The organism is Bdellovibrio sp. HM001 (assembly GCF_055397275.1).
Genome location: NZ_AP029174.1, coordinates 3,628,576 through 3,646,907, shown reverse-complemented (window position 1 = coordinate 3,646,907; position 18,332 = coordinate 3,628,576). Strand labels below are relative to the sequence as shown.

Below are 18,332 nucleotides of genomic sequence, written 5' to 3'. Positions count from 1 at the left end.
CTAGTTCTGCCAAGGTGGCTCGTTGCCAAGTTCCTTTTCAGGATTTCTGTGCAGCTCCAGCAGGCGAGACCATTCCGGACTTAAGAAGCCCTTCTGTTCGCTGATAGCTTCCTCCACCGGCAAACCGCGAGAAGCCATGCAGTCCGAGCCCGGGTCATAAGCTTTATTCGAGCAGATCGCGTACTTCACGTAAGCACCCTCGCCACCAACGGATTTGTTCCACTCTTTCAGAGTCAAAGGTCTTGTCGGCTCAATGGATGGATCAAACACATACGCCTCGGCACCCACACGATAGGTCACAGCCACGTGGTACCACCACTGAACGGATCCATACGGGGAATTTTTCGTCAGTGCTTTCAGACTGCCAAACACGAAAATCTTCTTCGGAGCGGGGAAGTTGTGATCCACCAAAGCAATGGAGGCCATCTCCGCACGGGCGTAACAGCCATCATCCGGATACAGCCAGGTCAGTCGACGTGCAAAGGGAGTGACGTCGGTGATAAAGCGTGTGTCACGAACATACTTGAACTCGCGCTCCAAATCCGCGTAAGAGCCGACATCCGGAATGTCCTGAAGATTCAGTTCAGCCAATGGTTTTTTGGCTTTTTCGGGAGTCGTACGCCCCAGGAAGTCCTGAGAAGCGTCGTAAGCGTGATTCCGGCGACTGCGTTTGCTGGCCGCCTCATAGGTTTCATCGGAATGCCGAACAGGTGAAAGACCTGCCAGAGATGTTGCGGACGCTGTCAGAGCCACCAACAAGATGAAAAGCGATTTCATATTCCCCTCACTTGCTATGTTTCTAGGCTTGAGGAAATGGGCTGTCAAAGAATTTGCAGTGACGCAGAAGCATGAGAAATCTGATGGAATTAATGAGATCCCGGTTTGCTGTCTGTCTGCATTGCGGATCATTACAGGCACTGCCGGGGCTGCTTTGTGATCCTTGCCAACAAACTCTGCTGACCTATAGGGTTCTGGAGGGAATTCAGACCACCAGGCGCTGGAAATCTCTGTTTCGCTGGACGCCGGGAGAAAGTGATCTGTTGTCCGGCTTGATCTTAAGTCTGAAAGGGGCGGGATCTCAGCAAGCCTGGAATTTCTATGCTGCCGCCTTCGCGCAGAAGTACATCCCAACACTTCCGACGGGCCGCCGTTTGCGTCTGGTGCCCGCGCCGTCCAAGACGGGTGGGCGGGACCATGCCTTTCTTTTTGCCCAGGCTCTGGCTGAGCATTGCGGGGCGGAATTCTGCCCTTGTCTTAGAAAAGTTTCACAGAAGTCTCAAAGGGGAGGCACCCGGGGTGACCGGGCCTTGATTGAGATGGAGCTGATTGAAAAAAATACAGTCATGCCTGAGGACTGGTCAGAGGTCCTTTGGATTTTCGTCGATGATATCGTCACAACAGGCGCTACAGCGCGTGCGGCGGAGCTGGCGCTTGGAAGGCCTCCTCACTTTGAGGTTTGGGTCTTGGCAGAGAGGAGCCTCTCTTGCGGAGCGTCCACGGATCTGCTATAAAACCCGGATGCTTAGAAACTCTTTAGCTCTGCTATTCACTGTCCTTTTCTCTTGGGTGTCGATTGCCGCGACTGCAAGTAATGGAACCCTTCAAAAAGTCGGTAAAAAATATCGCGCCTCCAAACTTGTGGAAATGAGTGTGGAAAAGGTTGTGACGTCCGAACTGCTTGGCAAAGAAACCAAGTACGAAGGCAAAATCTATCTGGCTAGCGGCAAGTTCCGCTGGGAAAACACAACACCAGAACAAACACTGCTGGTGTTTGATGGCTCTACGATATGGAGCGTGCAGACACCGCCGAAAGAATTCGGTGGCCCGGTTCAGGTGGCCAAGGGCAAGGTGGATAAGAAGACCCGCTCACATATCCTGATCTCTTCGCTGTTGGGGCAGGATCTGGCCAAAACCTTCAAGGTTGTCAGCGAGAAGAAAGACGGAAGTCAGATTCACCTTGATGTCGAACCCGTGCGGGGCGAGGACCTGACGGTGAAGTCGATGAAGCTGGTGGTAAACGCCAAAGACAACACCCTGAAGTCGGTTTCTTATCTGGATGACATCGGTAACAAGACAACGATGAACTTCAGCAAAATCGAATTTCTAAAAAAAGAAAATAAAAAACTGTTCAAATATCAACCGCCAAAAGACGCACAGGTAACGGACCTATGAAACAAGAGACCACTCAAAATAAAAAAGTTCACTTCATCTCTCTGGGGTGCCCGAAAAATCTTGTGGACAGCGAAATCATGGCCGGCACTTTGATGAAAGATGGCTATGAGGTCGTGGGCGAGGCGGAAAGCGCCGACACTGTTATCGTAAACACCTGTGGTTTCATCGAGGATTCGAAAAAAGAATCCATCCAGCGCATTCTGGACATGAGCGACCTGAAGCAAGAAGGAAAGATCAAAAAAGTCGTTGTCGCGGGTTGCTTAACCCAGCGCTATAAAGACGAACTGGTGGAAGGTTTGCCAGAGGCCGATTTGTTTGTCGGATCCGGCGAATTCCAGAACATCGCCAAGATTCTGAAAAACTCTGATGGCGGCGACAAACAAAAGACTTTCTTCAATCTGCCAACTTACCTGCAGCAGGAAGAAACTCCGCGCGTGAACTCTCAGCCGGGGCATCGTGCTTATTTGAAGATTTCTGAAGGCTGCATGAAGCGTTGTGCGTTCTGCGCGATTCCTTTGATTCGTGGAAACCTTCAATCCCGCTCTATCGACGCCATCGTTGCAGAAGCAAGACTGCTGGTTGCTGGTGGCGTGAAGGAACTGATCATCATCAGTCACGACTTCACTGATTATGGTTTTGATATCCGTCGCAAGGATCCAACTCGCAAAGAAAGTCCTGTGGAGCTTTTGAAGGCTCTGGATCAGGTTGAAGGCTTGCAATGGATTCGTCTGATGTACTTGTATCCAGATGGAATCACTCAAGAGATGGTTCAGGTTATCAAGAACAGCAAAAAGATCGTTAAGTACTTTGATATGCCACTTCAGCACGTCAATGATGCCGTTCTAAAAAGCATGAACCGCAAAATGACCCGTGATGAAATCGAAACGGCCTTGATGAACATCCGCGAACACATTCCTGAGGCGGTGATCCGCACGCAATTCATCGTGGGCTTCCCGGGTGAAACTCAAGAGCAGTTCGAAGAGCTGTTGAGCTTTGTGGCTGAACAGCAGTTCGACCGTGTGGGTTGTTTCAAGTACTCGCCTGAAGAAAACACTCCGGGCGGTCGTATGGAAAACCAGATCGACGAAGAAACAAAACAATATCGTCACGATGCTTTGATGGAAGTTCAGCAGAACATTTCCCGCGAAAAGCACAGTGACTTTGTGGGTAAAACTTTGGATGTGATCGTGGAAGGTTTCTCTGAAGAAACAGACCTGCTGTTGCAGGGCCGTTTCTGGGGTCAAGCACCGGACATCGACGGTGTGGTTTTGATCAATGATGGGCAGGCTCAGGTGGGTGATATGGTGAAAGTGCATATCACCGACAACATGGAATACGACCTCATCGGTGAAATCGTCACTGAAAACTAGAAAGTACAGTTGTCAGAGGCGACCTCAAACTGGTCCGTCCATTTACTATTCTTGGCATTTCTTAAAACTGTCGTGGCTCTTCTAAAGGCCACGGCATTTTTTTTGTCATACTTGCAGGCGTTCTTATAAGCCAAAAGTGAAATGTCATATTTGCGAAGCTCGAAGGACGTGGTGGCCAGTCCCAGCCACGAGCGGGCCGCCTTGGCGTTGGCTTCGGTCCCGGCTTTATAGACCTTCATGGCTTCGATATAGTTCTTCTGATCCTCCAGCAGACGTCCATAGTTGAACTGTGCCAGCTCAGAGCGGGGGAAGTCGGCAGAGGCCTTCTTCAGCGTTTTTGCAGCGGTGTCGTCTTGTCCCAGCTCTTTATAGGCGATGCCCAGGTAGACATAGGCATCAGCGGTTTTAGGGTCCTTCTGGATGGCTTCTTTGCATGACTGAACGGCGGGTTCATAGGTGCCGTCCATGGTGTTGATCTCGCACAGTTTGCGCAGGTACTGGGGACGTGGCCCGATGCTTTGAACCATGTCCTGGAAAAGAATACGCAGCTCATACAGATTTGGCACATCACGATTTTCATACAAACCGACCAGTCCATCATAGGCGGGTTCGTACTTGGGGTTGAGCTCGATGGCGCGCTTGTAGCTTTCCATCGCGTCGCGGGTCTTCTTTTGCAGGACGTAGGCATTGCCCATCAGACTGTGCGCTTCGTAGTCCTTGTCGTCTTTTCCGATCAACACATTCAGGGCCCGGATCATTTCGCTGGGTTCTTTGCGCTTTTCATGCGCTTTGGCCAGCAGTAAAAGACCACGGCGATCCAGCTTATCTATGTGTTTCCAGAGCAGCAGAGTGACTTTTTCGTACTCCTCTTTTTTGTAAAGCTCATCAGATAGATCCACAATCAGGCCGGCATTTTTGGGGCTTTTGCGGATCTCGGCTTTCAGTCTTTCAATTTTCTGATCCGCGGTTTCTCCTGTCGGTGCTGATGTCGCGGGGGTGGCTGCGACCGGCTCCGTTGGTGTTGTCGGTGCTGCCACTTTGGGGGATTCCACCGTGGATTTTTCAGGAGCTGCGGGGGCGGCTACTTGTGGTTTATCGACTTTCGGGGAGTTTACCGTCGGAGCCGTAGGCCTGGTCGGAGGTGATGCGGATTTTTCTTTTAGCTCTTCTTCAAAAAGAGAGAACTCGTCCTTGGTCGGTTCGGCTGCAAAACTCCGAGAGGGCGTGGTGACCCATAATGAGACAAAAGCCAAGAACACGGTAAATGTAAGTCGATTGAAATTCAGTCCATTGGGCATATGTTGTATTATGACCTAAATGCTCTTGCGAGTGAAGAAATCTCAATTTACATCTGGACTACCCAATAATCGGGGTCAGGCCGTGATCGAGTACACTCTGATACTCGTGATCACTGTGGCTATTGTTATTGGTCTTACATCTCAGATTCTTAAACCCATGCAGGCTTTTTTGGACAACTACATGGGAAAATACGTTCAGTGTTTGTTGGAAATGGGAGAGCTTCCTGCGATTGGCAGCGAGGACACCACCGTTGCTGATGAAGGGTGTAATGCCCGTTTTCAGCCGGGAACCTTGGCAGCAGGTCGGCCTCCGCGCGACGGGGCGGGAAGTGGCAGTTCCTCTGGCAAAGGCGACGGAAATTCCAAGAATTCCAGTGGCGGTGACAGCAGCTCGGGCAGTGGGGGAGGATCGTCTTCGGGGTCCACCTATGCCGGGTCGGCCTCCCGCGGTGGCAGTCGTTTCATGAACCGCAATCGACGCCCGTCCAGCGGTGTGGAAGCAAGCGGAGCGGCCCAGGGCCGGGTGGTCGAGATTGCGTTGGATGGCGGAGGTAGTGGCAGCTTCTTCCGAGGCAGCAATGGAGGCACTTATAGTGGTTCCGGTGTGAAAAAGCGTTCGGTGGCTATTTCCGGAATGACCGAAATGGAGCGCAAGCGGCTTGAAAAAGCGGCCAACGGCGAGGGACGGGCGACGATAGTCACGGGTGAAAGCATCAAACCTCCGGTTAAAAAACTGGCTGTGAAGCCACCGGTGGTTCAGACCTTCGAGAAAGAGGAAGAGCCCTTCACCATTGGAAATTTTATAAGGATCCTCTTCATCACGGCCATTATCATTGCTCTGGTTCTGCTCATTGGTGGTCAGGCACTTCAGATGTCGAAGAGCTTTGAAAAATAGTCTGCGTTGCGTTTAGAAATTCTTCATAGAAATTCTTAAGTTATCTGTCATGGCGTTAATTTCTTGAAACCCTCCAGTGTTTAAAGGATACACCGTTCATCAGTTCATTGATGGGGGATTCATTGGAAAATGTGATTGAGATCAATCGCAGTAAAACGTTCAGCTTGGAAGAGGCGCGCCGACTGCTCCCTATCATCTATCGTATGACGGAAGAATCCGCACGTGAGGTGAAACTTCACCTGAACCGTATTGAAGCTTTTTCTGACAAATCCCACCCTTCCGTGGCCGTTATTGAAAGCGATATCAACGCCATTATTGACCGCTGGCAGATCAAGATCGAAAAACTGGGAGCTGAGCCCAAGGGTCTTTGGATGGCTGATTTTGACAATGGGGAAGGCTACTATTGTTGGAAGTATCCAGAAGTTGAAATTAATCACTGGCATGGCTACCAAGATGGCTTTTCTGGGCGTATAACGATTGAATGAGAATCGCAGTCGCCCAAATCAATCCGGTCCTAGCTGACTTTCAGCTCAACAAAGTAAAAATCCTCGATTTCGTCAACCAGGCTGTTCAACGCAAGTGTGATCTTGTGGTGTTCCCTGAGTGCACCCTGTTTGGTTATCACCCGTTTGACCTTTTGGAGCGTTCGCAACTGGTGGCTAAGCAGGAGGCGGAATTCAAAGACCTTATCAAGCAACTGCCTAAGGATATTGGCGTGATCATGGGTTTGATCACCAAGAACCCGCAGAAAAAAGGCCGCCCCTATTTCAACAGTGCCGCTTTGATTGCCAAGGGTAAAAAGCCGCAGTTCTTTCATAAGCAGCTTTTGCCAACGGGCGATGTTTTTGATGAAGCGCGCTTTATCGAGCCTGGTGACTTTTCGAAAAATTATTTCAAATGGAAAGGGAAAAAGTTCTTCCTGACCATCTGTGAAGACATCTGGGCTTGGCCGGATGCCAAGGGCCATTCGCCTTACAGAGAAAATCCTCTGGCGAAGGTAAAGAAGCAGAAAATTGATATGGTAATCAATCTGAGTGCCTCACCTTACTTCGTGGGTAAAATGAAGCAGCGGGAGTACGTCACCCAGAAGACGGCGGCGTACTTCAATGCGCCAATCATGTATGTGAATCTGGTGGGGGCTCAGGATGAAATCATCTTTGATGGCGCAAGTTTTGTGCTGGATAAGAAAGGCAAAAAGCTACTGACCTGTCAGCAGTTCACAGAAGATATTAACGTGATTGATATCAACACGATGGAAGTGTGGCATAAAACCGCCAAGCTTCAGCCGGTGGAGGAACTTCGCCAGGCTCTGGTGTTGGGTATCCGTGATTTCTGTGAAAAGACGGGTCTGAAGAAAGTGCATTTGGGTCTTAGTGGCGGGATTGATTCGGCGGTTGTGGCGGCTTTGGCTGTGGATGCCCTGGGCCCGGCACAGGTGACGGGCATGGGACTGCCGGGACCGTTCAATGCGCCGGAAAGCCTGACTTTGGCAAAAGATCTGGCCAAGAATCTGGGCATAGATTTTAGAACAGTCGATATCACGGCGATGTATGATTCGGCTGTGAAAGGTTTGACTGAAGGTTTGAATCTTCAAGGGTTCAGCGTGGTGAATGAAAACTTGCAGGCACGTCTGCGTGGAATGACGTTGATGGCTTGGGCCAACAAAGAAAACAGCATGTTGCTGACGACCAGTAACAAAAGTGAATATGCCTCTGGCTATTCCACTTTGTACGGGGATATGTGCGGTGGGTTGGCGCCGATTGGGGATTTGACGAAGGCGCAGGTGTACCAACTGGCAAGATACTACAACCAACAGGGTGAGGTGATTCCGCAGGAAATTATCGATCGCGCGCCGTCGGCGGAGCTTCGTCCAAATCAAAAAGATCAGGATTCTTTGCCTGAGTACGACGAGCTGGATAAGTCTGTTGTCTATCTGGTGGAAAAATCAGGGGTGGCGAAATCAGCCACTGACAAGTGGCTTCTGCCGATCTTGATGCGAACGGAATTCAAGCGCTGGCAGGCGCCTCCGGTGTTGAAGGTGTCAGGACATTCCTTCGGCCGTGGTCGCCGTTATCCACTGGCACACAGAGCGCGTGAGATATAAAAAAAGCCAAAGCCCCTTTGCAGGGGCTTTTTTCTTTTTACAGACCTCCGAAGAAGTCCATTTGTTTTGGTTGGCGCACGATCTGCGGGAAGCGCAGTTCGGGTTTTCCCGTCAGCGCAATCAGGTTTGCAATTTGCGGAGCCTGACCACCGATAGAAATTCTTTTCATCATCTGAGAAAACATGTGACCCAGATAAGTCGCATCCTCTTCCGCTCTGTGGAAGTTGGAAGTTGGGATCTTCAAGTGTTGAACCAAGGTACCCAGTTTGTAGTTGGGAAGACCTGGGAAGACTTTTCTTGCGATTGGCAAGCTGTCCAGGATGACCCCTTTGGGAGCTGCAGTTTCGTGCTTTTTGATGTCCGCAATCAGGAATTGAGAGTCAAACGGCGCATTGTGAGCCACCAAGATATCGTCGCCGCAGAACTCTGCGAAAGATGGCAAAATGGTGTCGATCAGTGGTTTGCCTTTAACCATGTCATCAGAAATACCGTTCACTGCAGAGGCGCCCGGCGGGATCGGGCGAAGAGGATCGATAAGTGTGGCGAAGATCGCTTCAGGCTGACCGTCGATAAAGCGAACGGCACCAATTTCTACGATTTGATCTACACCGGGAACGGTTCCTGTGGTCTCTAAGTCAAAAGCTATGAATCTCATGAAAACATTGATACAAAATGGGGAGGGGTGTTTCAACTAAAGAGTGGCCCGATGAAGGAGTTCCTACCTGTGTCATCTAAGTCTGGAAAATTTATAAGCTTTTTGCCTGGGCACAGGGATGTCCCAGTGAGTCAAAAAGATCATTCTGTCTTGGACGTGGCCCTGCGTGCGAAGGTTGCCTTAAATCACACCTGTGGCGGCTATGGAACCTGCGGAACCTGTCGTGTTTTTGTCACTCAAGGTCTGGAAAAACTAGGTCCCAGAAACGATATCGAGGCGGAGATGGCCCAAGACAGGGCCTTTCAGGCATCAGAGCGGCTGGCTTGTCAGATCGAACCTGTGGACGGTCTGGTGATGGAAGTTCCTCTGGCAGACGATTAAGGTCTTACGAAAAACGGATTGGTGTAAATCCAAGTGATCCATTTTTTAGCATCTGGGATAGGCAACATCGGACTGACCCGCACTTGAACCCGATAAGTACCCGGGGATTTGATCTCGTAAACGGTTTCAGGCTCATTCACTCGCGCCTGAACCTCGCCATCTTTGATAATCATGATCTCAAAAAATTCCTGGGGTTTGGACGGCAGGGACACCTTCAAAGTCATGTTTTTGGAAAGGGTCACTTCAGAACCCATCATGTGGGACTTGTTTTCTTCCTCGATGGTGGCAGAAAACCCCTTTGGATCCCCCAGCGTGTCCAGTGCAATATAGAAGTTTCCATTTTTTAAAGCGTTGAAGATTTTCAAGCGGTCACTATTGAAGCTGCCCGTCAGCTCTGACTTCAGAACCACGTGGTTGCTCATAAATTCAAAAGATCTTTTGTAGCTTGGGAAGCGAATGAAGTAGTTCGCCAAAGGAATCACGCGTGCCGAGGCTTCTGTTCCGCCATATACGACAATCTTGCGCTGCTGACTGAGCTTATCCAGCAAGGCAATTTCATCCGTGGGCTCGGTGTAAAGGCGCACAAAGGCCAGGCGAGGGTTGAAGGGATAAATCATCAAACTCCAGATCGTGGAAATTTTGGATTCTTCCCAGGCACGATTGATCAAACTTTTCAGATTCACCAGCTCGAATCCATCCAGGCCCGAGGGAATTTCACCGGACCAGGAAAAACCGGCTTTGTAAGGATGGGCAAGGATAGTCAGGGTGTCTTTGCTGGCCCCTGTCTTTTGTGACAGCAGATCCGACAATTTGACCTGTGCATCGCCAAGATTGGTTCCGATGCTTTCCTGATTCAAAGAATAGTAAATCAACCGTGAATCCAGATAGCTGTACTTCCCGGCATTAAACACCAGCAGATTCCCGTGATAGGATTCGAATGTCGTGGGCACATTAAAAATGTTGTAGTCAGTGAAGAAAAGAAAATCCAGATTTGCCAGCTTGGCCGAAGTGATCACGAAACTGGCCGGAGCGGAACCACTGGACAAATCGGTGTGAGCATTCATCACACCCTTATAATCGTACAGGTTGCGGGAATGCTCGGAGCTGATTTGTTGAGGGACAACGGCAAACTCGTACTGATTCAAATAAAATCCGTACAGGCAAAAGGTCACTAGCAGAAAAGAGAGGGTCGCAATTACTTTCATGGCCTTGTGAATTCCAACACGACAAAGTCAGGAGAGATCGTTTTGATCTCTTTCATCTGCCATTGTTGTTCGGAAATCCACGCAGGTAAACCATTTGTCTTGCGCTTCACCAAATAAAAGACCTTTCCTTGTGGCTGTGCTTCCGGAAGTGTGTCAAAGAAGTCAAAACGGCTGATGTCTTTGAGCTTGAACACAGGAATCTTGCTGAAGTACCACAAAGAGGACGCCATCTGATAACTGCTGGCATAAAGGGGGCTGTAATCCCGGGCCAGAGAGCTGAGCTCTTGAAAGACGTAAGGTTCTTCAACTTTGTCACTTAACTTTCTTAAAGAGGGTGTGAACAGCGTTGAGACCACCAGGACGACAATAAGTCCCCAGAAGACCATATAGGCGCGAGTCCATTTTTGAATTTTTGGATGAAACAGGGCTGCCGCCAAAACCGCAGGATAGGCGATGATCGGCCAGTTGGCCTCAACCAGCGCGCGGAAGGAGGTCAGGAAAAAGAAGATCAAGGGCCCCCATCCGAAGTAATGAAGCCAGCGCAAGTCTTTGGGAACTTTGGCACGCAGAGCAGCCCAGAACACCAATGGGAACAAGATTAAGATCTGCCCCAGAATATAAGAAAGTGTCCACTCCGGGTTGTAAGAGGTTTTCTCCAGACCGTGTTTGATTTGAAATTCAAACGAAGCAAAACCGTTGAGCGCATTCCAAACAATGACGGGTGACGAGAACAGCAAGCCCGTCACAATGGTCAGAAGGACACCGGACGGGCGGACCTCTTTCCAGCGTTTTTCAAAGGTCAGATAAGCAAGCAGGCAGGGAACGAAAAGGACAATATGGTATTTCGCGCAAAAGCCCAGTCCCAGCGCAATCCCCAGTCCCAAATAACTGCCCAGGTTTTTCTTTTCAAGAGAGTGAACTGTCAAAAGCAAAGCCAGTGACCAGAAGGTCATCACCGGCAGATCCGGAGTCACGATCAAAGAACCAAACCCCAACAAAGGAGAGAATAAAACCAGGTAAACCCAGATTTTGATCTTGTCCCAAGGCAGCTTGTCCTTTAAGAGCACAATCCAAATGCCAATCAGAAGATGACCAAAAAGGACCGCCGGCCAGCGCACAGCGTGCAGGAAGGGCTCTAGAAAGTGCCCCAGGTAGAAAAGCCACGAGACCAGAGGTGGATGATCGAAATAACTGAGTTGTGGTCTTTGAGACCAGACCCAGTAATAAGCTTCGTCAGCACTGAGTGGAATCAATGCTGACAAAACAAGTTTCACGGCAAGACTGATCCACCAGATGCGCAGAAGTTCTTTCAAGGCTTAGTAACTCAACTTAATGGGTTTACCCAGGTCTCCGGGGATGCCGATTTCTTTTCCATTCAGGATCAGATTCACGGCGCCACCGTTGGAGAAATTGATCTTCAGGCCGCTTTTGCTTTTGAACGTGTGAACCTGTTCAGCGGATAGGCGGATCTTCTGAGGTTTGCCGTTGGGTGCGGAGTATTCAATTTCAACTGAATCCAAAGCTTCCACAATCAACTCCACAGGTTTGCCAGCTTCCGGTTTCGGAGTCGGAGTCGGAGTTGGTGTCGGTGTGGGCGTGGGTGACGCTACCGGAGTTGGAGACGGTGTTACCGTCGGGGTCGGTGTTGGAGTGGGACTTGGTTTCGCTGGGGTCGTCACAGCCGGTGTCGCCGACGGTGTTGGGGTTGGTACGGACGCCGGAATAGTCGCCTGCGGTGCTGCCGTCAGATTGGACAGCGGACTTGGTGCGGCAGTCGGTTCGACCTGAGTCAAAGTGCCTTCAACGGGATTTTCGACCACCACGGGAGTGGCACCTTCCATTGTTTGTGCAACTTCAGAGCTTGGAACTTCAGCTTCTTTGGAATACTTGTCGATCATCTTTTTGGTAAAGATGATCAGACCCACCAGGACAATGCCCAGACCGATAATGATGTAGGTCTTGGTGTTTTTGTTTTCACGCAAAGACTGCATGCCGTGAGAAGAGCTGGTTTCCGGGGGAGGTGTCGCTCTGCGAATAGGAGTGACCGTGGCTTCGACAGCAGGGGCGGATTCTCGCGTTTCAGATTCAGCCGTGGCAGTTTCGGAAACAGCTGTTGGGGCTCCTTTGGCGTCTTCGGTCGGTCGGATGTAAGGTTTCGGCTTGGTGGAACCCATTTCCTCGTAGAAAACCTCCAGCACTTTATCAGTATCCAGGTGCAGGAAGTTTGCATAACTCTGAACAAAGCCGCGCAGGAAGGTCTTGGCTGGAAGTTGGCGGTCGTCACCCTCTTCGATGGCCTTTAAAACTTTACTGCTGATTTTCAAAGAAAGACCGATTTCGTGAAGAGAGAGGCCTTTTTCCTCGCGGGCTTTCTTTAGAAGTTCGCCGGTTTTTTTCATTAGTGTCCCTTTCGAATCAAGCTGAGCATTCCCTTGGCCTTATCGCGATATGTACCGGTGGGATAATATTTTATCAATTCCTCAAAGCGCGCGATGGACTTGGATTTGTCCCCCAGGCGATAGTACGCCAGAGCGCTGTAGTAATGAGGTTCGTCATACAAACTTTTCTGACAGAAGCCGATCGCGCGATCCAGCGCCTCAGCAGCACGACCATAGTCCTTTTCTTCAAACAAAGTGCGCCCGTAGTAAGTATTGGCAACACAATCATCGGTCTGTGTTTGCAGGACCTTGGAGAACGCATCGCGGGAGGCTTTGAACTCTTTTTGATTGAACTTCAACAACCCCAGATTGATGTACGCCTTCTCGGGGCTTCCATAGGTCAGATCGTTGATAACCGCACGAATCTCTTTTTCCGCGTCCGCATATTTTCCGGCTTCGATCAGAACGCGCCCCAGATTGTTTCGCGCATCGGAATAGCGCGGCTCCATTTTCAGGGCTTCGCGCAGATGCTTTTCTGCCAGATCATAGCGTTCGCGATAGAAGTAGACCTGTCCCAGGTTGTTCTGAATGGCCGGATTTTCGGGATCAAGTTCTTCGGCCTTCAGAAGCTCCTGCAGGGCGAAAGGATAGTTGCCACTTTCGATGTGGGCAGCCCCTAAACGGAGATGAAGTTCAGCCTTTTGTTTATCCTGTGATCTGCTGCTGGCGCAACCGAGCAGTGAAAGAGCACATAGAGCGAGAATCCATTTACGCATGTTAAAAAGGTATCACTCAAGGCTTAAGAGTCAACCCTGAGTTCCGCAATAGTTTCGACGTGATCCGTCTGCGGGAACATCTCAAAGGCCTGCACTCGGTCAAGCTTATAGGAAAGCCCCAGCTTCTGCGCATGCGCAAAGAACCAGTTAAGATCACGCGCCAGGGACACCGGATGACAACTGATGTAGATAATTTTTCGGGGCTGTGCTGCCGCAAGAGTCTGCATCGTATATTCACTGGCTCCGGCCCGGGGAGGATCGAGCAGGACCAGGTCCTCTTTGCCGATGGCAGCCCGGCGCATGTAGGTTTCCACGTCGGACATGAAATAGGTCATGCGCTTGTCTTGAATTCTGGAGCGGGCTCTTTCCACCAGCTTGGGATTAAGCTCCACACCGATAATCTCGGCGTCAGCGTATTTTTGTGCCAATGGGAAGGTGAAGTTCCCGGCACCCGCATAGAGGTCGAACACTTTTTTATAGGCATGATCCCCAGCCCAGTCCAAAGCCGTGCGTAGCAGATCCTCGTTCTGAAAACGATTCACCTGAGAAAAACCAATGCCGTCGTCCTCGTCCGTGATCAGGCCATAGCGAACCTCGCCATCTTCGGCAATGTACATCTCCAGACGCAGAAGATCCTTCGCGTTTTTGGCGGCGGCCCAGTTCTTGACCTCGGCAAAGCGACTGGTCAAGGTCTCTTCGGTGATCAGGCAATCCATGGTTTCCACGATCTGGTGCGAGTTGCGCGCAAAAAAACCAAAGCGGTTGTTTTTGAACTTGGGCTGAATGCGATTGCGATAGCGCAAAACACGCGGACTTGGCTGAAGGGGCAGATAATTGAATTCCAGTTCGCGGTTGAACTTTTTTAAAGTCTCAAAAACGATGGCTTCCTTCTGCCGGCGCTGTTCATCCTCGTGGAGATGCTGCCAGTTGCAACCGCCGCAGGTGTGTGCCACGGGACAAGGTGGTTCGCGGCGGGAAGGGCCCGGGGTCAGGACTTCCACAATACGGGCTTCCATAAAGTTCTTTTTGGCCAAAGTGACTTCAGCCAGAACCTCTTCATTGGGCGCTGCTTGAGGAACGAAGACGACCATGCCCTCGTGTCGAGCGACTCCAGCACCACCCATGGCAAGCTTTTCAATTTTCAATTTGATCTTGGAACCGAGAAGGGGAGCTTTCGCTCCCCTTTGGTTTGATTTTGCAGACATTAGATAAACCGCAATTTCAAATATGGAATCTGTGAACGATTAAACGTTGCAGATTTCGTGTTTTTCGAAGAACAAAGCCAATTCGCGAGCCGCGGACTCAACAGAGTCAGAACCGTGAACTGCGTTTTCACCAACGTTGTCACCGAACTTAGCGCGAACTGTGCCTGGGTTGGCTTTTTTAGGATCAGTTGCACCCATGATTTCGCGGTTTTTCAAAACTGCGTTTTCACCTTGAAGGCACATCAACATAACCGGGCCGGAAGTCATGAAAGAAACAAGCTCGCCGAAGAAAGGACGTGCGCTGTGTTCAGCGTAGAACTCTTCTGCTTTAGCTTTAGAAAGAACAGTGATTTTCGCAGCAGCGATTTTCAAACCGTTCGCTTCAAACATGCTCACGATATCGCCGATAGCGTTTTTCTTCATGGCATTTGGTTTAATGATAGAGAATGTTTGTTCGATAGACATGGTGTCTCCTTGTTTTAATGACAAACTGTTTTAGTAATTTCGAAGAACTTAGGAGTTTTAGCGAATTGAGTGACACATGTCCACTCTTGGTTTCCTTGATCGGCATCACTGACAATCAATTTTGTTTCCACGGCCAGATCGTGACCTTCGCTGGGCTTTGTGAAGTTTTGATAGGTGATCTCGTAAGTGCGGCCCGGTGTATTCCAAAGACTCAAAGTGAACTCGACATCTTCAGTAGTCATGATCTGGATCTCATCGACTCTTCCGGCAAAAGCCGTGCTGCTGGCCAGTAAGGCAAAGACCAATAATTTCTTCATGTTAGCACTCCTGGGAGGCCCTTAAATACGGCCCCGGATCGGCCACTGTCAATGGGAAATTGCCGCCAGGGGTCACATTCTACTCTATATTCGATCTGAGATATTCGATGGCCTGAAAATTACGCTCTTTAGAAGATAATTTTAAAACTAAAACCGATTCCGGAAGGCAACCACCAGACGCTGTCTCTTTCACAGCGCCCTGTGGACTTGCCGGCGGTGCATTCATCCTTTGGAATGAAAAGGTCCATTTCGAAGCGGTTCTGACTATCCGAAGAAGGCACCATGTTCAGGTTATCCAGAATATTCAGGGACGACAAAGCATCGGACTCGTCCTTTTGAGCGGAAGCCGAATGGGCTCGCGAGATCCGAACACGGCGAACCATACGTTCGGTCGCTTCACGGTCATTTTCATCAATGCTGGCATCTCTGCGCATCAGCAGGAAGGGAACAGACATGTTTGAAAAGCCCATATCTCTGAGCATGGACAAATCGGCCAAACGAACATGCGCAACACTCAATTGTCCGCGCTTCAGAGCCACACGAGTGTAATGATCACTTTCCCTTGCTGCCGGAAGAAGGAACAAAAGACCGGCCCGTCCACCGCGGACGAAGCCGACATTGGTGTCACGGACGGAGCGGGGTGCTTTGCGGGAAAGGTCAACCTCGGCCTGGAAGTCCCACTCCGTCGTGTCGAAAGTCATGACGACAACGCTGAGGTGATTCTCACCATCGGGCGCGCAAATATCTTCTTTTAGAAACGGCACCAGCAGACTGACGTATTCTTTGGTGGTTTGGCAGGCTTTGTGGTCACGGGTGTCCACCGCCACCATTACACCGCGGGCATAACCTTCTGAAGGGTTGCTGAACGAGTGTGTCTCGGCTCTTGCAGTCAGGGCCGAGAAAAGAACACATAATTTCAGAAGCGTTTTGGCGTATTCCATTTGGAGGTTTTATCACATCTCGTTGGCTAAATGGGTTCTCATTGAATTCAAAATAAAATTTTCCAGGGTGTTCAATCCGTGAACATCTTAAAGAGAGCGCATGAACTTCAGTGCAAACTGCACGTTGGCATTGATGGCTTCGATCTCTTTCATTTGAACCGAGTTGATCAGGCTTTCCACATTCTTTTCCACTTCACTGTAGATATCTGAACCCTGAGACTGCTTGCTGGAGGAAACGCTCTGGATCTGCTCCCAGTCCTGCTCGGTGGGAAGTCCATATCCAGAGGCCCCTTTCAGAAAGGCCGCTGGTTGCGAGAACATGTCACTGATTTCAGTCAGCGCGGTCACGATTTCTTTCTGTCTTGTGGTAATCCCTTTTTTGGCGGCCTTCTTTTCTTCCGCCATCACCTGTGCAGTCAGTTGCGCCTTGATATCCGCCTTTAAGAAGCGATGAGCACCGTTTTCAAGCAGAACGATCGCGGCAGCGGATTTTGTGCGGGTCTTGCCTTCCAATGAGCTGATGCGAGCATAAATCTGTGCGCGCTGAGCCGCAGGTAGCTTCAGGAACTCCTGGAAGTCCTTGTGCCCCAGCCTCAAAGACTGACGTAGAACATTAAAGCTCATTTCATAGCGATCCTTGTAGGAATCAAACAGATAGCCATTGTTGATGGCCTGAACGCGGTTGGAGAGCATGCGGTTGTCGGCGATTTTCAGTCTCAGCAATTCTTTTTGCAGACCCATCGGGGTCTTGATGCTGACCTCCATCAGACCAGGACGGAAGATGGAACCTTTCATCAGGTTCAAGGATTCCACAGCGCAGTTATTCGACGTGAAGTAGTACTTTCCGTCATACGACCAGTGGGTTTCAATCGTGCGAATAATAAACTGACGAATTTCATCACGAGTCAGATTGAGCGGAACGCTGTTAAGATCCCGCAACTCTGTTTTTGTGTATTCCTCGATCACCTGATTCATGGGCACCAGGAATAACCGGGATGGATAGTCGCCCGTCAGTCCTTTGAGCGTGTTAATCTGGATGCTGTTTACGAACGCGCGATAAGAAAGAACGATATGATCGTTGAGATCTTTCAGGCACTCCGGGCCTACGACTTTTCTTTCCGGGGAGCACATGACGATGCGGAACATGGAGTGACCCCAACCACTCATCATGGCTTCGCCCTCTCCGGCCAGCAGATAGTGAATTTGATAAATGCGGCTGGGATCAATGGTGCGCAGTGGACTGTTTTTCCCTTTGAAATCCGGGATGACGTAGTTCAAGGGCACCTGGCATCGGCTGTTCGGGAAAGGTGTGTGATTGAACTTTGTGCGGAACAGATGATACAGGGATGGGCGACGACAGGCATAGTCGGGGTCCATCAGGAAGTATTCCATATTCACGGGAAAAGATTCATAGGCACTGGTCAGCTCATAGATATCCGGACTGCGATGTTTCATCCAGGACTCATCGCTGTCGACGAATCCTGCGATCATGGTGAAGTAGGGGTTTTGCGAATAGCTGCGGTACATGTTTTCGTAAGCACGACATTCCGGACTGGTGCGCTGAGCGTGATCACGCTCCTTTTCCTCTTTGCACTGCTCGATCATGCGGGCTTCTTGGGCGTCGTGGACATTCAGGCGGTCATAGGCGTGAATGGTTTCGTGAATAACGGTGGCAAGAATCTCTCGATAGAAAGTCTGGTGGGTGCGATTCGTCGGGGTGGCATTCTTTTCCCCGCGCAGGATTTCGGGCACGGCCTTCAGATCAATCCGGATCGATCCCCAGGCTAATTTACCCAAGGCATGATCGCCGTGTTCCTTAAGACTCTCAAAGCGGACTTCGACGGGCTTTTTGAAGGCTTGCTTGATTGAAGCAGGCAGCAGGGCTTCTGCCTGTTGCAGAAGAATCTGGGCGTTCTTGCGGAACGCTTTGTCCGAGGGACCTTTGCTCAGCACGTACTGAAATGCTTGAGCGTGACAAGACATGGTCAGTAAGGCGGCGATTATAAAACCTGTTTTCTTCATAAGCCTCTCGTTGGCAAAATGACTCTGGTTTTTCTAAAGATTCAACAGAGCTTTTCATTGCGACAATCAGACCAGGTTCTAGGCCCCCTAATTTCGTGTTGATGGCATAAAAGTGTCTAAATCTCGTAACATAGGGCCTTGGTTGTCA

The 18,332-nt window shown here is 50.1% G+C and carries 19 protein-coding genes; 7 read left to right on the top strand and 12 right to left on the bottom strand.

The genetic code is table 11. From position 1 onward, the window contains the following. Window positions 1-777 (bottom strand): protein-glutamine glutaminase family protein, encoded by a 777-nt coding sequence (locus ACZ5ZZ_RS17240; protein WP_464140624.1) that lies wholly within the window; start codon window positions 775-777, stop codon window positions 1-3. An 83-nt stretch (window positions 778-860) separates the two neighbouring features. On the opposite strand from ACZ5ZZ_RS17240, the gene ACZ5ZZ_RS17235 reads away from it, so the two are divergent. The 3 genes from ACZ5ZZ_RS17235 to rimO are packed head-to-tail and all read left to right on the top strand — an operon-like array spanning window position 861 to window position 3,542. Then, complete coding sequence (locus ACZ5ZZ_RS17235; protein ID WP_464140622.1) at window positions 861-1,511, top strand: ComF family protein; 651 nt, start codon at window positions 861-863, stop codon at window positions 1,509-1,511. 7 nt (window positions 1,512-1,518) lie between these two features. Then, window positions 1,519-2,172, top strand: a complete 654-nt coding sequence (locus ACZ5ZZ_RS17230; protein ID WP_464119028.1) for a LolA family protein — start codon at window positions 1,519-1,521, stop codon at window positions 2,170-2,172. After that, window positions 2,169-3,542 carry a 30S ribosomal protein S12 methylthiotransferase RimO gene (gene rimO / locus ACZ5ZZ_RS17225; protein ID WP_464119026.1) on the top strand — a complete coding sequence of 458 codons (1,374 nt, stop codon included), beginning with the start codon at window positions 2,169-2,171 and terminating at the stop codon, window positions 3,540-3,542. Before ACZ5ZZ_RS17230 ends, rimO begins: the two co-directional genes overlap by 4 nt. Here rimO and ACZ5ZZ_RS17220 read toward each other — a convergent pair. After that, the gene (locus tag ACZ5ZZ_RS17220; RefSeq protein WP_464140620.1) at window positions 3,539-4,840 is read right to left on the bottom strand and encodes a tetratricopeptide repeat protein; all 1,302 of its coding nucleotides are present in this window, start codon (window positions 4,838-4,840) and stop codon (window positions 3,539-3,541) included. The genes rimO and ACZ5ZZ_RS17220 overlap by 4 nt on opposite strands. Window positions 4,841-4,922: 82 nt before the next feature. On the opposite strand from ACZ5ZZ_RS17220, the gene ACZ5ZZ_RS17215 reads away from it, so the two are divergent. From ACZ5ZZ_RS17215 to ACZ5ZZ_RS17205, 3 genes are all read left to right on the top strand, one after another. Next, window positions 4,923-5,735, top strand: a complete 813-nt coding sequence (locus tag ACZ5ZZ_RS17215) for a hypothetical protein (RefSeq protein WP_464140617.1) — start codon at window positions 4,923-4,925, stop codon at window positions 5,733-5,735. Window positions 5,736-5,866: 131 nt separating this feature from the next. Further along, window positions 5,867-6,220 carry a DUF2203 domain-containing protein gene (locus tag ACZ5ZZ_RS17210; RefSeq protein WP_464121436.1) on the top strand — a complete coding sequence of 118 codons (354 nt, stop codon included), beginning with the start codon at window positions 5,867-5,869 and terminating at the stop codon, window positions 6,218-6,220. Then, window positions 6,217-7,839, top strand: a complete 1,623-nt coding sequence (locus ACZ5ZZ_RS17205) for an NAD+ synthase (RefSeq protein WP_464140615.1) — start codon at window positions 6,217-6,219, stop codon at window positions 7,837-7,839. Before ACZ5ZZ_RS17210 ends, ACZ5ZZ_RS17205 begins: the two co-directional genes overlap by 4 nt. Before the next feature lie 37 nt (window positions 7,840-7,876). On the opposite strand, the gene ACZ5ZZ_RS17200 is transcribed toward ACZ5ZZ_RS17205, so the two are convergent. Continuing rightward, the gene (locus ACZ5ZZ_RS17200; protein WP_464119020.1) at window positions 7,877-8,494 is read right to left on the bottom strand and encodes a 3'-5' exonuclease; all 618 of its coding nucleotides are present in this window, start codon (window positions 8,492-8,494) and stop codon (window positions 7,877-7,879) included. Window positions 8,495-8,620: 126 nt separating this feature from the next. Between ACZ5ZZ_RS17200 and ACZ5ZZ_RS17195 the strand changes: the two genes are divergently transcribed. Then, a complete protein-coding gene (locus ACZ5ZZ_RS17195; RefSeq protein WP_464119018.1) occupies window positions 8,621-8,875 on the top strand; it encodes a 2Fe-2S iron-sulfur cluster-binding protein in 255 nt (84 codons plus the stop codon). Here ACZ5ZZ_RS17195 and ACZ5ZZ_RS17190 read toward each other — a convergent pair. The 9 genes from ACZ5ZZ_RS17190 to ACZ5ZZ_RS17150 form a co-directional block, all read right to left on the bottom strand. Further along, complete coding sequence (locus ACZ5ZZ_RS17190; protein WP_464132529.1) at window positions 8,872-10,080, bottom strand: hypothetical protein; 1,209 nt, start codon at window positions 10,078-10,080, stop codon at window positions 8,872-8,874. The genes ACZ5ZZ_RS17195 and ACZ5ZZ_RS17190 overlap by 4 nt on opposite strands. Beyond that, window positions 10,077-11,393: an ArnT family glycosyltransferase gene (locus ACZ5ZZ_RS17185; protein ID WP_464119014.1), complete on the bottom strand. Its 1,317-nt coding sequence runs from the start codon at window positions 11,391-11,393 to the stop codon at window positions 10,077-10,079. Before ACZ5ZZ_RS17185 ends, ACZ5ZZ_RS17190 begins: the two co-directional genes overlap by 4 nt. 3 nt (window positions 11,394-11,396) lie before the next feature. Next, the gene (locus ACZ5ZZ_RS17180) at window positions 11,397-12,479 is read right to left on the bottom strand and encodes a helix-turn-helix domain-containing protein (RefSeq protein WP_464119013.1); all 1,083 of its coding nucleotides are present in this window, start codon (window positions 12,477-12,479) and stop codon (window positions 11,397-11,399) included. Next, the gene (locus ACZ5ZZ_RS17175; RefSeq protein WP_464140613.1) at window positions 12,479-13,234 is read right to left on the bottom strand and encodes a tetratricopeptide repeat protein; all 756 of its coding nucleotides are present in this window, start codon (window positions 13,232-13,234) and stop codon (window positions 12,479-12,481) included. The genes ACZ5ZZ_RS17180 and ACZ5ZZ_RS17175 overlap by 1 nt, the downstream gene beginning before the upstream one ends. A gap of 23 nt (window positions 13,235-13,257) precedes the next feature. Continuing rightward, a complete protein-coding gene (locus ACZ5ZZ_RS17170) occupies window positions 13,258-14,439 on the bottom strand; it encodes a class I SAM-dependent RNA methyltransferase (RefSeq protein WP_464119009.1) in 1,182 nt (393 codons plus the stop codon). A gap of 39 nt (window positions 14,440-14,478) precedes the next feature. Beyond that, complete coding sequence (ndk, locus tag ACZ5ZZ_RS17165; protein WP_464119007.1) at window positions 14,479-14,904, bottom strand: nucleoside-diphosphate kinase; 426 nt, start codon at window positions 14,902-14,904, stop codon at window positions 14,479-14,481. A 14-nt stretch (window positions 14,905-14,918) separates the two neighbouring features. Beyond that, complete coding sequence (locus tag ACZ5ZZ_RS17160; RefSeq protein WP_464119005.1) at window positions 14,919-15,221, bottom strand: hypothetical protein; 303 nt, start codon at window positions 15,219-15,221, stop codon at window positions 14,919-14,921. Between the two features lie 128 nt (window positions 15,222-15,349). Further along, window positions 15,350-16,162 carry a hypothetical protein gene (locus tag ACZ5ZZ_RS17155; RefSeq protein ID WP_464132521.1) on the bottom strand — a complete coding sequence of 271 codons (813 nt, stop codon included), beginning with the start codon at window positions 16,160-16,162 and terminating at the stop codon, window positions 15,350-15,352. 87 nt (window positions 16,163-16,249) lie between these two features. Beyond that, window positions 16,250-18,184, bottom strand: a complete 1,935-nt coding sequence (locus ACZ5ZZ_RS17150; RefSeq protein WP_464140611.1) for a DUF7844 domain-containing protein — start codon at window positions 18,182-18,184, stop codon at window positions 16,250-16,252. Between the last annotated feature and the right edge of the window lie 148 nt (window positions 18,185-18,332).

Coding starts and splice junctions, on each gene's coding strand:
- ndk (WP_464119007.1), bottom strand. CDS start 14,904: ATGTCTATCGAACAAACATTCTCTATCATTAAACCAAATGCCATGAAG.
- ACZ5ZZ_RS17180 (WP_464119013.1), bottom strand. CDS start 12,479: ATGAAAAAAACCGGCGAACTTCTAAAGAAAGCCCGCGAGGAAAAAGGC.
- ACZ5ZZ_RS17200 (WP_464119020.1), bottom strand. CDS start 8,494: ATGAGATTCATAGCTTTTGACTTAGAGACCACAGGAACCGTTCCCGGT.
- ACZ5ZZ_RS17220 (WP_464140620.1), bottom strand. CDS start 4,840: ATGCCCAATGGACTGAATTTCAATCGACTTACATTTACCGTGTTCTTG.
- ACZ5ZZ_RS17240 (WP_464140624.1), bottom strand. CDS start 777: ATGAAATCGCTTTTCATCTTGTTGGTGGCTCTGACAGCGTCCGCAACA.
- ACZ5ZZ_RS17175 (WP_464140613.1), bottom strand. CDS start 13,234: ATGCGTAAATGGATTCTCGCTCTATGTGCTCTTTCACTGCTCGGTTGC.
- ACZ5ZZ_RS17155 (WP_464132521.1), bottom strand. CDS start 16,162: ATGGAATACGCCAAAACGCTTCTGAAATTATGTGTTCTTTTCTCGGCC.
- rimO (WP_464119026.1), top strand. CDS start 2,169: ATGAAACAAGAGACCACTCAAAATAAAAAAGTTCACTTCATCTCTCTG.
- ACZ5ZZ_RS17235 (WP_464140622.1), top strand. CDS start 861: ATGGAATTAATGAGATCCCGGTTTGCTGTCTGTCTGCATTGCGGATCA.
- ACZ5ZZ_RS17150 (WP_464140611.1), bottom strand. CDS start 18,184: ATGAAGAAAACAGGTTTTATAATCGCCGCCTTACTGACCATGTCTTGT.
- ACZ5ZZ_RS17190 (WP_464132529.1), bottom strand. CDS start 10,080: ATGAAAGTAATTGCGACCCTCTCTTTTCTGCTAGTGACCTTTTGCCTG.
- ACZ5ZZ_RS17205 (WP_464140615.1), top strand. CDS start 6,217: ATGAGAATCGCAGTCGCCCAAATCAATCCGGTCCTAGCTGACTTTCAG.
- ACZ5ZZ_RS17160 (WP_464119005.1), bottom strand. CDS start 15,221: ATGAAGAAATTATTGGTCTTTGCCTTACTGGCCAGCAGCACGGCTTTT.
- ACZ5ZZ_RS17170 (WP_464119009.1), bottom strand. CDS start 14,439: ATGTCTGCAAAATCAAACCAAAGGGGAGCGAAAGCTCCCCTTCTCGGT.
- ACZ5ZZ_RS17230 (WP_464119028.1), top strand. CDS start 1,519: ATGCTTAGAAACTCTTTAGCTCTGCTATTCACTGTCCTTTTCTCTTGG.